General features: G+C 62.7%; 11 protein-coding genes. 4 read left to right on the forward strand and 7 right to left on the reverse strand.

The window, feature by feature from the left end; translation table 11 throughout:
- Entirely contained in the window at positions 1-756 is a 756-nt protein-coding gene (locus KG698_RS13145; protein WP_213686048.1) for a TIGR02186 family protein, read from the forward strand.
- A 100-nt stretch (positions 757-856) separates the two neighbouring features.
- On the opposite strand, the gene KG698_RS13150 is transcribed toward KG698_RS13145, so the two are convergent.
- The 4 genes from KG698_RS13150 to KG698_RS13165 all read right to left on the reverse strand — a co-directional run bounded on the left by KG698_RS13150 (position 857) and on the right by KG698_RS13165 (position 4,843).
- Positions 857-1,591, reverse strand: a complete 735-nt coding sequence (locus KG698_RS13150) for an SDR family oxidoreductase (RefSeq protein ID WP_213686026.1) — start codon at positions 1,589-1,591, stop codon at positions 857-859.
- Positions 1,588-3,123 carry an AAA family ATPase gene (locus KG698_RS13155; protein ID WP_213686027.1) on the reverse strand — a complete coding sequence of 512 codons (1,536 nt, stop codon included), beginning with the start codon at positions 3,121-3,123 and terminating at the stop codon, positions 1,588-1,590. The genes KG698_RS13150 and KG698_RS13155 overlap by 4 nt, the downstream gene beginning before the upstream one ends.
- A 55-nt stretch (positions 3,124-3,178) precedes the next feature.
- Positions 3,179-3,508 (reverse strand): hypothetical protein, encoded by a 330-nt coding sequence (locus tag KG698_RS13160; RefSeq protein ID WP_213686028.1) that lies wholly within the window; start codon positions 3,506-3,508, stop codon positions 3,179-3,181.
- A gap of 171 nt (positions 3,509-3,679) precedes the next feature.
- On the reverse strand, positions 3,680-4,843 hold the full coding sequence (locus KG698_RS13165) for an alpha-hydroxy acid oxidase (protein WP_213686029.1): 1,164 nt from the start codon (positions 4,841-4,843) through the stop codon (positions 3,680-3,682).
- A gap of 137 nt (positions 4,844-4,980) precedes the next feature.
- On the opposite strand from KG698_RS13165, the gene KG698_RS13170 reads away from it, so the two are divergent.
- Together KG698_RS13170 and KG698_RS13175 are read left to right on the forward strand one after the other, a co-directional pair.
- Positions 4,981-6,096 carry a pyridoxal phosphate-dependent aminotransferase gene (locus tag KG698_RS13170; protein ID WP_213686030.1) on the forward strand — a complete coding sequence of 372 codons (1,116 nt, stop codon included), beginning with the start codon at positions 4,981-4,983 and terminating at the stop codon, positions 6,094-6,096.
- Position 6,097: 1 nt separating this feature from the next.
- On the forward strand, positions 6,098-6,544 hold the full coding sequence (locus tag KG698_RS13175) for a DUF305 domain-containing protein (protein ID WP_300983986.1): 447 nt from the start codon (positions 6,098-6,100) through the stop codon (positions 6,542-6,544).
- A gap of 6 nt (positions 6,545-6,550) precedes the next feature.
- Here the strand turns inward: KG698_RS13175 and KG698_RS13180 are convergent, their stop codons facing one another.
- On the reverse strand, positions 6,551-7,747 hold the full coding sequence (locus KG698_RS13180; protein ID WP_213686032.1) for an aminotransferase class V-fold PLP-dependent enzyme: 1,197 nt from the start codon (positions 7,745-7,747) through the stop codon (positions 6,551-6,553).
- Positions 7,748-7,875: 128 nt separating this feature from the next.
- Between KG698_RS13180 and KG698_RS13185 the strand changes: the two genes are divergently transcribed.
- Positions 7,876-8,631 carry a folate-binding protein gene (locus KG698_RS13185; protein ID WP_213686033.1) on the forward strand — a complete coding sequence of 252 codons (756 nt, stop codon included), beginning with the start codon at positions 7,876-7,878 and terminating at the stop codon, positions 8,629-8,631.
- Between the two features lie 119 nt (positions 8,632-8,750).
- Here the strand turns inward: KG698_RS13185 and yghU are convergent, their stop codons facing one another.
- Together yghU and ileS are read right to left on the reverse strand one after the other, a co-directional pair.
- Positions 8,751-9,614 carry a glutathione-dependent disulfide-bond oxidoreductase gene (gene yghU / locus KG698_RS13190; RefSeq protein ID WP_213686034.1) on the reverse strand — a complete coding sequence of 288 codons (864 nt, stop codon included), beginning with the start codon at positions 9,612-9,614 and terminating at the stop codon, positions 8,751-8,753.
- A 114-nt stretch (positions 9,615-9,728) separates the two neighbouring features.
- Entirely contained in the window at positions 9,729-12,698 is a 2,970-nt protein-coding gene (gene ileS, locus KG698_RS13195; protein WP_213686035.1) for an isoleucine--tRNA ligase, read from the reverse strand.
- Between the last annotated feature and the right edge of the window lie 50 nt (positions 12,699-12,748).

The following is a 12,748-nucleotide window of genomic DNA, read 5'->3' on the forward strand; positions in this document are numbered from 1 at the left end:
GTGCGTGGCCTTTGGCTTTGCGCCTTGGCGCTGTTGCTGGCGGCGCCCGTGCAGGCCGAGCGCGTCGTGGCGGGCCTTAGCCAAGAGGCCATCGCCATCACCACGAATTTCGCAGGGTCCGAGATCTTGATCTATGGCGCCGTGCAACGCGCGGCCCCGCCGCCGGGGGCAGAACCGCTGGAAGTGATCGTCACGGTGCAAGGGCCAAGCCAGCCCGTCACTGTGCGCCGCAAGGAGCGGCGCTTTGGGATCTGGGTCAATACTGATGCCTCGCAGATCGATGAAGCCCCCAGCTTTTACGCGGTGTCAACCACGGCACCTTTGCCCCAAGCGCTGTCGCAGACCGAAGATCTGCGCCATCGCGTCACGCTTGACCAAGCGATCCGCGCGGTGGGGACGGGGCGGGCCGATCAGCCCTTGTTCAACGCGGCCTTGATCCGCATTCGCAGCGACGACGGGGCCTATCAACTCAACGAAGGGGCGGTGCGGTTTCGCGAGCAGACCTTGTTCGATACCGCCGTGCGCCTGCCTGCCAATTTGACCGAGGGCGATTACCTGACGCGGATCATCCTGACGCGCGGCGGCGTGGTGGTCGATCTGCATGAGCAGGTGATCCCGGTGCGCAAGGTCGGGCTGGAGCGGTGGATCTATAACCTCGCCCATGAGCGGCCGCTGATTTATGGGATCTTGTCGCTGGTCATCGCGATTGCGGCGGGCTGGATGGCCTCGGCGGCGTTTCGTTACATCCGCGGCTAAACGGTGGGGCTTTGCCCCGTTGTTTTTGTTTGGGGGGCTCTGCCCCCACCGCGCCTTTGGCGCGGCTCCCCCGGGATATTTATGAAACAGAGAAGCAGGCTCAGCCGCGCCCCACGAAGGGCATTTTTGTCGCCATGATGGTTTGAAACAAGATATTCGCCGATGGCGGCAGGCTGGCCATGTGATGGACGCTTGTTGCCACATCGGCCACATCCATCACCTCAGGGGGGGCATCGCCGCGCGCCATGGCCTGATGGGCCGCGTCGCGCAAAAGATCGGTCTCGGCATTGCCGATATCGATTTGCCCACAGGCGATGTTAAAGGGGCGGCCATCAAGCGCGATCTGTTTGGTGAGCCCGGTGATGGCGTGTTTGGTGGCCGTATAAGGGGCCGCACCGGCGCGTGGCGCATGGGCCGAGACAGAGCCATTGTTGATCATACGCCCGCCTTGCGGGGTTTGGCGGCGCATCAGCCCGAAGGCCGCGCGCGCGCAGATGAACATGCCCGTCAGATTGACCGCGACGGCATTGTGCCAATCATCAAGCGCGATCTCATCAAGGGGGGCTGTCGGGGTGAAGATACCCGCATTGTTGAACAGCACATCGAGCCGCCCTTGATCTGTGGCAAATTGCGTGAAGGCGGCGCTGACGGCATCTGCATCGGTCACATCAAGCGGCATGATCACCGCGCGTGCGCCAAAGGGGGCCGCGATCTGCGCCAGCTTGTCGTGCCGCCGCGCGGCAAGGCCTACGGTCCAACCAGCGGCCAGCATATGGGTGGCGACGGCGGCACCAATGCCAGCACTGGCACCTGTCACGATGATGGTTTTGGTCATGGCTCTTCTGTTCCTTCCAGCATCAGGGCCGTGGTGGGGTTGGGCAGATCTTCGACCCCCAGCGCGTCTTTCGGGCGGGCCAGCGCGTAGCGGGTGACCCAGATCAGCTTTTCTTCCGCCCGCGTGATCGCGACATAGGCGAGCCGCTTCCAAAGCGCTTGTCCCGCCTCGACCCGGCCCGCTTGGGCGGCGGCGTAGAGGTCAGGGGCAAAGACCTGCACCGCGTTCCACTGGCTGCCTTGGGCCTTGTGAATCGTCACCGCCGCGCCGTGCAAAAAGGCCGCCCCCATGCGCGCAGCATAGGGGATGAAGGGTTCTTCCTCATCGGGTTTCTCGATCTTGACGATGGAGGCCGCCGAAAAGCGCGGGCTTTCGGCACCCAGCACATGCAGGCGCGAGAAACCGGGGCGCGATCCGGGGCCAAGATAGATGACCGGCGCGCCTTTGATCAGGCCGCGCGCCTCGAGGTCGATGCGGCGCTTGCGGTGTTTCAGCGGCAATTCGATCCCGTCGCAGATCAAGGGCTCGCCGGGGATGAGTGCATCATCGGGCGCGCCATGGGCTGCGCGAAAGGCGGTGATCAGGCGGATGCGGGTCGCGTTGCGCCAGACCAGCACGGGGCTGCGCGCCATCAGATCGGCATCGACACGGGCCGCGATCTCGATGCGCGGGTCGCGGGCGGCGGCCTCATGGATCATACGCTCGAATTGCGCAAAGCTGAGGTCGGGATCGCCCAAGGCATGGGCCAGATCGAGGATCGGGTTGCCCGCCTCTTGCCGGTGGATGCGCGCTAAGTCGAGGCGGTCAGGGCCTGTCACCTTGTCGAACACCATTTGGCCAGATTGGTTCACGGGGGCAAGCTGGGCCGGGTCGCCGAAAAGCACGAGAAAGGGAAAAATCTCGCGCAGATCGTCGAATTGGCGGTCATCGAGCATGGAGGATTCGTCGATCAAGCCGATATCGAGCGGGTCGTCGCGCCGCTTCCAGCCGGTGATGAAATCCGATCCGCGCAACCCCGCCGAGGCGAGGGCGGCGGGCACCGATGTCGTGGCCTCATAGACCTGTTTGGCGCGGTCCATGGCGGTATCGGTCAAGGCGTCGATCACCGGGCGGTCACCTTGGCCTGCCAGCCATTCGGCGACTTTTTCGTATTCCGGGTCATAGACCGGGGTGTAAAGGATGCGGTGGATCGTCGTCGCCGGCACACCGCGATTGCGCAAGACGGAGGCGGCCTTGTTGGTGGGGGCGAGCACGGCCGCGGTGCGGCGGTCCTTGCGCCTGCGCCCTTCCCAATCGCCCGAGATGATATCGACGCCCGCCGCTTGCAGCGCGCGCACAAGTTCGGCCAGAAGCAGCGTCTTGCCCGAGCCCGCCTTGCCCACCACGGCCATGACACGGCCCATGCCATCGGCGGCAGGGGTCAGCGTGTCATTGTCGAGGTCCACGCCGATGCCGCGCAGCGCGGCGGCGATGCTGTCATGGGCTTGGGCCTGATCGTCGGAAAAGGCGATGGTGGGGGCAGGGGCGCTCATGATGGTGAACCTAGCTTGCGCCGTGCCCATGTGCGAGGGGCAAACGCCCCGCCCATCAGCCGATATCGCGATCCAAGGCCATTTCTGACAGGCGCACTGGGTCGCGGGTGCTGGGCATCTTTGCCTCGATCCGGTCGGCGATCTGGGCCAAGGCAAGTGCTGCCCGCCCGGCCAAGGCACTGTCGCGCTGGGCGATCTCGCCTGCGGTGAAGGTTTGGCGCAGGCTGGTATCGGCGGTCAACAGGCCACGGATCACGGCCATGGCACGGATGTCTTCGGGAAAGCTTGCCAGCAGCGCGGTCAGTTTCGCCTGATCGCCTGCCGCGCGGGTCAAGGCGTCAAGGACACGCTCGAACAGCGCGATTGTGTCTTCATCATGGGTCATCCCGGTTCCTTGGGTGGTTGGACCGGGGTTCTCCCGCGTGGGGCGTTTTTGCACCGTCGGTTCTTGCGTGACGCAGATATGACACTGGCGCCCCGCCACACAAGCGCGTGGCGGGAAACAATCAATTTTACACAAATGGTTAACGGCTGTGATCGTGAATGCCGGGCGCGGTTACGCCCAGCGGTTGGCGAAATCTTGCGGCAGAAGCAGGTTGTGACGCCCCAAATCCGCGACATTGCGTTCGCCGCAAAGCGCCATGGTTGTGTCGAGTTCCTTGTGGATCACCTGCAAGGCTTTCGTGACGCCCGCCTCGCCCATGGCACCCAGACCATAGACAAAGGCGCGGCCAATCATCGTGCCTTTCGCGCCCAAGGCCAGCGCTTTCAGCACATCTTGGCCCGAGCGGATACCGCTGTCGAGATGCACCTCGATCTTGTCGCCCACCGCATCCATGATCTGGGGCAGCATGCGGATGGAACTGAGCGCGCCATCGAGTTGGCGGCCACCATGGTTCGACACCACGATGGCATCGGCACCCACGGCGAGGGCTTTCTTGGCATCCTCGGGGTCGAGGATACCTTTGAGGATCACGGGGCCATCCCACCAGCTACGGAACTCTTTGATCCGCTCCCAATCGAGGGAGGGATCGAAAGCCTCAGCCGTCCAGCTACCCAGCGATGTGGGGTCGGTCACGCCCTTGGCATGGCCCACGATATTGCCAAAGAAACGCCGCTTGGTTTGCAGCATCTCAAGCCCCCATGGCACCTTGGTGGCAAGGTTCAGGATCGAGGAGGGCGTCAGCTTTGGCGGGGCGGACAGGCCGTTCTTCAGATCCTTGTGGCGCTGGCCCATGATCTGCAAATCAACGGTAATGACAAGCGCGGAGCATTTCGCATCCTTGGCGCGCGCAAAAAGCCGCTTCATGAACTCGTCGTCTTTCAGCGTGTAAACTTGGAACCAGAAGGGCGCGTTGGTGTGGCTGGCGACATCTTCAATGGAGCAGATCGACATGGTCGACAGGGTGAAGGGCACGCCGAATTTCTCGGCGGCGCGGGCGGCCTTGATCTCGCCATCGGCTGATTGCATGCCGCACAGCCCCACCGGGGCGAGGGCCACGGGCATGGCCACATCGATGCCCACCATCTTGGACGCGGTCGAGCGGCCCGCCATATCGACCGCGATGCGCTGACGCAGGCGGATCTCGTCGAAATCCGAGCAATTGTCGTTGAAGGTCTGCTGGGTCCAGCTGCCCGTTTCGGCGTAATCGTAGAACATCTTGGGCACGCGGCGCTTGTAGATACGCTTGAGGTCTTCGATCTCGGTGATGACGGGCATTGGCGCGCTCCCTTGCACGGAGATGATCTGAATTGGTCAGGTTTTGCTACCAATCCCCGCGCGCTTGGGCAATGCGTCAGTTTTGGTCCTGATGTGGCCCTTGCGCAGAGGCGGGATTTCGGCTTTTCAACTTGGCCATGAAAACGCCCCGCTACACCGCACTTGTCGAGACCTTGCCCGCATCTGTCCCCTTTGTTGGGCCCGAGGCGCAAGAGCGCGCGCGCGGCGCGGCTTTTGTGGCGCGGATTGGTGCGAATGAAAGCGTCTTTGGCCCCAGCCCGCACGCCATTGCGGCGATGCAAAAGGCGGCGGGCGAGGCGTGGATGTATGGCGATCCTGAGCTTTACGATCTGCGCGAAGCGATCGCGACGCATCACGGTGTGACCCGCGCCAATGTCGTGGTGGGCGAGGGGATCGACGGGCTATTGGGCTATCTGGTGCGCCTGCTGATCGCGCCGGGTGACGCTGTTGTCACTTCGGACGGGGCTTATCCGACGTTCAACTACCATGTGACGGGCTTTGGTGGCGTGCTGCATAAGGTGGCCTATGCGGGCGACCACGAAGACCCCGAGGCGCTTTTGGCAAAGGCGCGGGCGGTTGACGCGAAGCTCATCTATTTCGCCAATCCCGACAACCCGATGGGAAGCTGGCATGACGCGGCCATTGTGCAGCGCATGATCGACGCGCTGCCCGATGGCGCCGTTCTGGCACTGGACGAGGCCTATGCCGACACCGCCCCCGATGGTGCCATTCCGCCGCTGGATATGACCCATCCGCGTGTCATCCGTTTGCGGACCTTTTCCAAGGCTTATGGCCTCGCGGGGCTACGTGTGGGTTATGGGCTGGCGCATGTCGATTTTGCGAATGCCTTCAACAAGATCCGCCACCATTTCGGCATGGGCCGTGTGGCGCAGGCGGCGGCGCTGGCCGCTTTGGGCGATCAAGATCATCTGCGTGCGACCGTCGCGGGGATTGCCGAGGCGCGCGCGGCGATTGCCGCCATCGCCCGCGACAATGGGCTGGTGCCCCTGCCTTCGGCCACGAATTTCGTGACCATCGATTGCGGGCGCGACGGGGCGTTTGCGCGCGCGGTGTTGGCGGGGTTGGTTGCGCGCGGCATTTTCGTGCGCATGCCCTTCACGCCCCCGCAAGACCGCTGCATCCGCGTTTCAGCCGGGACACCGGCAGATCTTGCGGCTTTTGCCGCCGCCTTGCCCGTCGCATTGGCCGAGGCATCCCTCACGGCTTCGTGAATTGCCTTCCTGTTGCTGGAAGCAGGCATGGCGCACGAAACAGGAGAACGAAACCATGAACCGCACCGTAAAGCTTGGCCTCGCCGCCGCCGCATTGATTGCCATCGTCACAGGGGTTGGTATCGCCCAGATGGATCATTCCCAACATGGTGGCGGGCATGCAGGCCATGGCGCGATGCAAACATCATCGACCGGCCCGGCCGAGGATGCGTATCGTGCCGTCAATGACGCGATGCACCGCGACATGGACATTGCCTATAGCGGCAATGCGGATGCCGATTTCATCCGTGGCATGATCCCCCATCACGAAGGGGCTGTGGCCATGGCCCGGGTCGTGCTGGACCATGGCGCCGATGCCGAGGTGCGCGCGCTGGCCCAACAGATCATTGACGCGCAAGAGGTCGAGATCGCGTGGATGCGCGCTTGGCTGGCGAAGAACGGGTTCTGAGGCGCATCAGCCTTCGGCGATCACCTGCACCGCTGCGTCAAGCCCGCCCGCGCCATGCGGAATCTGCAGCGCCGCCATCCCGGCCTGAAGCCCCGCCAGAACGCCCATGACCATATGGGCGTTCACATGGCCCATATGGCCGATGCGCAAGAAATCTTCTTTCCGGCCACCCGTGCCTTCGACACCACCCAAGGGAATGCCAAGCGTCACGCCCGCATTGGCGGTCATCCAATCGCGCAGGCGCAGACCATTGCCCGCGCCGAAATTGGCGGTCGTGACCGCATGGCTGCGCTTGGCGGGATCGGCGATATTGGCGCGCACCGGCCCGCCCGCGCCCCATGTATCAAGCGCAGCCCAGACCGCGCGCGCCAGCGTCGCATGGCGGTGCCAGACATTCTCGATCCCCTCTTCCTTGATCATGTCGAGCGCTTCGCGCAGCCCATAAAGGTGATGGGTGGGTGCCGTGCCGTTGAAGAATTTATAGTATTCATCAGGCGCCATGCGTGGGCGCCAATCCCAGTAGGATGTCGCCAAATCAGCCCGGTCGCGCGCACGGTCGGCCTTGTCGTTGAAAAAGACAAAACCCATGCCGGGCGGCGTCATCAGCCCCTTTTGGCTGCCTGTCACCATCACATCGACGCCCCAATCATCCATGTGGAACGCATCGCAGGCCAGACAGGCGATATTGTCCGAGAACAACAGCGCCGGGTGGCCGGCTGCATCGAGTGTTTTGCGCAAAGCCAGAATATCGTTGCGCACGCTGGTTGAGGTATCGACCTGTACGGCCATCACGGCCTTGATCTTGTGCGCCTTGTCGGCGGCAAGTGCGGTTGCCACGCGGTCCATGTCGATATCGGCGCGCTGGCCGAAATCGATGATCTCGCAGTCGATATGCATGGCGGCCGCCATCTCGCCCCAGCCAAGGCAGAAACGCCCGGTGGCAAGGATCAAGATCTTGTCGCCGCGCGAAAGCGTATTGGCAAGCGCCGCTTCCCAAACCCCGTGACCATTGGCGATATACATCGCGACATGATGGCTGGTGCGCGCCACGGACTTGAGGTCGGGCACAAGGCTATGGGTCAGATCGACCAACTCGCCGGTATAGATATTTGGCGCGGGGCGGTGCATCGCCTGCAGCACGCGGTCGGGCATGACCGAGGGGCCGGGGATGGCAAGGTAATGGCGGCCATTGGCTAGGCTCATGTTGGAATTCCTTCGACACGGATACGCCTGTGGTAGATCGCGCCCTTGGCAGGGTCAATCAGCGGCGATGGCTTGGCGCGGGGCGCGCAGATGATTAGCTGTTGTGCAAAGCAGTGCAGGAGGCAGGGATGCAAGGTGAAGTGACGACAGATCGCATGGTGTTATGCATCACGGGCGCTGACCGGGAGAAGTTTCTGCATGGTCTGGTCACCCGCGATCTGGGCGCGGCGGGAACGGGGTTGGTCTATTCCGCGCTTCTGACACCGCAGGGGAAATATCTGGCGGATTTCTTCTTGCTCAATCGCGGCGCGGATATCTTGCTCGATGTGAAGGCCGATCTGGCGCAAGGTCTGGCGCAGCGCTTGATGATGTATCGGCTGCGCGCCGATGTCGGCATTGCCGACAGTGGCCTGTCCGTGGTGCGCGGCTTGGGCGATGCGCCCGAAGGGGCATGGGCCGATCCGCGCGATGCCAGCCTTGGCTGGCGCGGCTATGGTATGGCGGGCGGTGCGCCCAGCATCGATTGGGACGCGCTGCGCGTCGCCGCCTGCATCCCCGAGACGGGCGTCGAGTTGATCGCTGACGACAGCTATATCCTTGAGTGCGGGTTCGACCGGATGGGCGGCGTCGATCACCGCAAGGGCTGCTATGTCGGCCAAGAGGTGACGGCGCGCATGAAGCATAAGACCGAATTGCGCAAAGGTCTGGTGACGGTTGCGGTTACGGGTGCGGCCCCGATCGGCACCGAGATCATGGCGGGCGACAAACCCGCAGGCACGCTTTTCACCCAAGCAGGCGGGCAAGCCATCGCCTATCTGCGCTTTGACCGGGCTGAGGGCGTGATGCAAGCGGGTGATGCGAAAGTGACATGGCATCCGGCCTGACTCTGTGGATAAGCCTGTGAGGTGATCGCATTTTGGAAGGGTGCCGTTTTCCTCGCGGAAAACGGCGGGGAAAACTCCAGTTTTCCCATGCGAAAAACTGGAGTTTTTCGCTCTCCGCCTCAGCCTTGCAGCTTATCTTGCGTGTTTGTGTCGAAATCGCCCGCCGCGTGGCGTTCCCATAGCTGGGTTTCCAGCGGGCCGAATGTCTTGTTGACCATCCGCCCCCGCGCCACGGCGGGGCGGGCAAAGAAGCGCTCGGCCCATGCGATGACATTGGGGTATTCATGCACCGATAGGAACTCGCCCGCCTCATAGGCCTCGCCAAGGGCAAGCCGCCCATACCAAGGACAGATCGCGATATCGGCGATGGAATAGCTCTCGCCCAGCATCCAGTCGCGCCCTTCCAGATGACGGTTTAGCACATCCATCTGGCGCTTGGCCTCCATCGCGAAGCGGTTGATCGGGTATTCCATCGGGAAGGGGGCATAGGCGTAGAAATGCCCGAAGCCGCCGCCAAGGTAAGGCGCGCTGCCCATCTGCCACATCAGCCATGAGAGCAGCTCTGGCCGATCCTCGGGCTGGCCCAAGAAGGCGCCGAATTTTTCGGCCAGATGCATCAAGATCGCGCCGGATTCAAAGACCCGCACAGGCGCGGGGCCAGAGCGGTCCATCAGCGCGGGGATCTTGGAATTGGGGTTCACCTCGACAAAACCGCTCCCAAACTGGTCGCCATTGCCGATGCGGATCAGCCACGCGTCATATTCGGCGGCATGCCCTGCGGCCAGCAATTCCTCGAACATCACGGTGACCTTCACCCCATTGGGCGTGCCCATGGAGTAAAGCTGGAAGGGATGGCGGCCCACCGGCAGATCCTTGTCATGGGTCGCCCCCGCGATGGGGCGGTTCAGCCCGGCCCATTTGCCGCCATTTTCCTTGTCCCAGATCCAGACCTTGGGCGGTGTGTATGTTTCTGCGTCGGACATGGCGGCTCTCCTATTGATGGTGCGCTCAAACTAGGGCGGGCCGTTGTGAAACCCAAGGCACAAAGACTTGTGCATTCTTGCAAAAAGGGCGGCCTTGCGGGCCGCCCTTTGATCTCAGCCCAAGGCCGTATCACAGCGCCCGCAGACGCCGGGGTGGCTGTGGCTTCCCACATCGGGCAGGATTTTCCAGCAGCGCTGGCATTTCTCGCCCTCGGCTTTGTGGAACACCACGCCCAGCCCCGGATCATCAAGGCGGAAGGCGTCGGCCTGTGGCTCGCCCGCCATCACGCTCAGATCGCTGGTGATGCACAGATCTGCGATATCAAGCGCTTGCAGCATCGCGGCCAGCGCGGGGTCAGCCACTTGCAAGAGCGGTGCGGCCTCAAGGCTGGCACCGATGACCTTGTCTTGGCGCTGGATCTCAAGTGCTGCGGTCACGACGCGGCGCACGCGACGGATATCGGCCCATTTCGCCGCCAGCGCGTCATTCCGCCATTCCGCCGGAGTTTCTGGGAAATCTTGCAGATGAACCGAGCTGTCCGCACCCGGATGCCGCTCGAGCCAGACTTCTTCCATGGTGAAGACCAAGACGGGGGCAAGCCATGTGGTCAGCCGCTCGAAGAGCATCTCCAAAACGGTGCGTGCGGCGCGGCGGCGGGCTGTGTCGCCGTCGCAATAAAGCGCGTCTTTGCGGATGTCGAAATAGAAGGCCGACAAATCCGTGGTGGCGAAGTTGAACAGCGCTTGGAACACGCCTTGGAAATCGTAAGCGGCATAGCCCTTGCGCACGGTCTCATCGAGTTCGGACAAGCGGTGCAGCACCCATTGTTCCAACTCTGGCATATCCGCCGGGGCCACGCGGTCTGCCGGGGTCACATCGGCAAGTGAGCCCAGCAAGAAACGCATGGTGTTGCGCAAGCGGCGATAGCTGTCGGCCACACCTTTCAGGATTTCCGGCCCGATGCGCAGATCGACGGTATAATCGGACTGCGCCACCCAAAGCCGCAAGATATCGGCACCATATTGGTCGATCACCGCTTGCGGCGCGACCGTGTTGCCGATGGATTTGGACATTTTCATGCCCTTTTCATCCAGAGTGAAGCCATGGGTCAGCACGGCGCGATAAGGCGCGCGCCCGATGGTGCCGCAAGCTTGCAGCATCGAGGAATGGAACCATCCCCGGTGCTGGTCGGTGCCTTCTAGGTATAGGTCCGCAATACCATCCACGCTGCCATCCTCGCGGTCGCGCAAGACGAAAGCATGGGTAGAGCCTGAGTCGAACCACACATCGAGAATGTCGAACACCTGATCCCATGCCTCGGGGTCATAGGCATCGCCCAAGAAACGCGCCTTGGCGCCGGGCTGATACCACGCATCGGCCCCTTCGGCCTCGAAGGCGTCAAGGATACGGGCGTTTACTTGTGGATCGCGCAGCAAGAAATCGGGGTCGGTGGGTGCGGCGCCCTTTTTCGTGAAACAGGTCAGCGGCACGCCCCATGCACGTTGACGCGAGAGTACCCAATCGGGCCGCGCCTCGATCATGGAATAGAGCCTGTTGCGCCCGGTTTGGGGCGTCCACTGCACGAGTTGGTCGATGGACGTCAGCGCGCGTTGCCTGATCGACTGCCCATATTGATCCATCCCATCGCCCAAGGGCTTGTCGATGGCGGCGAACCACTGCGGACGGTTCAGCCGGATCACCGGCGCTTTCGACCGCCAAGAATGTGCATCCGAAATCGTGATACGCCGACGCCCCAATAGCCCGCCGACCTCGACCAGCTTGTCGATCACGACCTTGTTGGCACCGCCCGGCTTGCCATCTTCCTTGATGATCCGCTGACCGGCAAAAAACGGCAGGTCGGGGCGATAGCTGGAATCGTCCAAAATGTTCCATGTCATCGCCAGCCCATGCTTGCGCCCGATCTCGAAGTCGTCATCGCCATGGCTGGGCGCAGTGTGGACAAAGCCCGTGCCGGCATCATCGGTCACATGATCGCCAGCAAATAGCGGCACATCATAATCCCATTCGCCATCTGCCCCCTCGGCCCCGCGCAAGGGGTGCGCACAGGTCAGGGCCGCCAGCTCATCCGCCGCCACAGCGCGCAGGCGGCGATACTGGCCGGGTTCCAGCCGCATGGCCCCCAGCGCATCATCGGCCAGCTTGTCGGCGATCAGGTAGTAATCCCCGATCCGCGCCCAACATTCTTCGGGCCGGGCCGTGATCTCGTATAGCCCATAAGAAATCTCGGGCCCAAAACAGATCGCGCGGTTTTGCGGCAGGGTCCACGGCGTGGTTGTCCAGATCACGACCTTTGCGCGATCAAGATCGCTTGTGGCCATCCCGTGCAGCGCATCGTTAAAGGCCGTGGGCTCTGCGTCCAAAAGCGCCATCTTCTCGCTTGCGGGCACAACGCGGAAGGGCACCCAAACGGCATCGGTCTGGCGGTCGTGATATTCCACCTCGGCCTCGGCCAATGCGGTCTTCTCCACGGGCGACCACATCACGGGCTTGGACCCTTGATAAAGCGCGCCGTTCATCAGGAATTTCTGAAATTCCTCGGCGATCACGCGCTCGGCGTGGAAATCCATCGTCAGATAGGGCTTGTCCCATGTGCCGGTGATGCCCAGCCGCTTGAATTCCTCGCGTTGAATATCGATCCAGCCCTCGGCAAAGCGGCGACATTCTTGGCGGAAATCGACAACGTCGATCTTGTCCTTGTCTTGGCCCTTGGCGCGGTACGCCTCTTCGATCTTCCATTCGATGGGCAGGCCGTGACAATCCCAGCCGGGGATATAGCGCGCATCAAAGCCCGACATCTGCTGCGAGCGCACGACCATATCCTTGAGGATCTTGTTCAGCGCATGGCCAATGTGCAGATGCCCGTTCGCATAGGGGGGGCCATCATGCAGGGTGAACGGCTTTCTGCCAGCCGCCTTTTCGCGCAGGCGGTCGTAAACCCCGATCTCTTCCCAGCGGGCAAGCCAGCCCGGCTCGCGCTGAGGCAGGCCCGCGCGCATCGGAAATTCGGTCTGGGGTAGGTTCAGCGTGTCCTTGTAGTCCAGGTTCGGCGTATCGGCGCACATCTCGGGCGCTCCCTATCTTTCGGATGAGTGGGCAATAATGGCGGCGGTGC

Origin of the sequence: Roseicyclus sp., assembly GCF_018402035.1 — a bacterium.
Taxonomy (GTDB): domain Bacteria; phylum Pseudomonadota; class Alphaproteobacteria; order Rhodobacterales; family Rhodobacteraceae; genus Roseicyclus.

Excerpts from the sequence above, each read along its gene's own strand:
- KG698_RS13170 (WP_213686030.1), top strand. The coding sequence starts at position 4,981 with ATGAAAACGCCCCGCTACACCGCACTTGTCGAGACCTTGCCCGCATCT.
- yghU (WP_213686034.1), bottom strand. The coding sequence starts at position 9,614 with ATGTCCGACGCAGAAACATACACACCGCCCAAGGTCTGGATCTGGGAC.
- KG698_RS13180 (WP_213686032.1), bottom strand. The coding sequence starts at position 7,747 with ATGAGCCTAGCCAATGGCCGCCATTACCTTGCCATCCCCGGCCCCTCG.
- KG698_RS13160 (WP_213686028.1), bottom strand. The coding sequence starts at position 3,508 with ATGACCCATGATGAAGACACAATCGCGCTGTTCGAGCGTGTCCTTGAC.
- KG698_RS13155 (WP_213686027.1), bottom strand. The coding sequence starts at position 3,123 with ATGAGCGCCCCTGCCCCCACCATCGCCTTTTCCGACGATCAGGCCCAA.
- KG698_RS13150 (WP_213686026.1), bottom strand. The coding sequence starts at position 1,591 with ATGACCAAAACCATCATCGTGACAGGTGCCAGTGCTGGCATTGGTGCC.
- ileS (WP_213686035.1), bottom strand. The coding sequence starts at position 12,698 with ATGTGCGCCGATACGCCGAACCTGGACTACAAGGACACGCTGAACCTA.
- KG698_RS13165 (WP_213686029.1), bottom strand. The coding sequence starts at position 4,843 with ATGCCCGTCATCACCGAGATCGAAGACCTCAAGCGTATCTACAAGCGC.
- KG698_RS13185 (WP_213686033.1), top strand. The coding sequence starts at position 7,876 with ATGCAAGGTGAAGTGACGACAGATCGCATGGTGTTATGCATCACGGGC.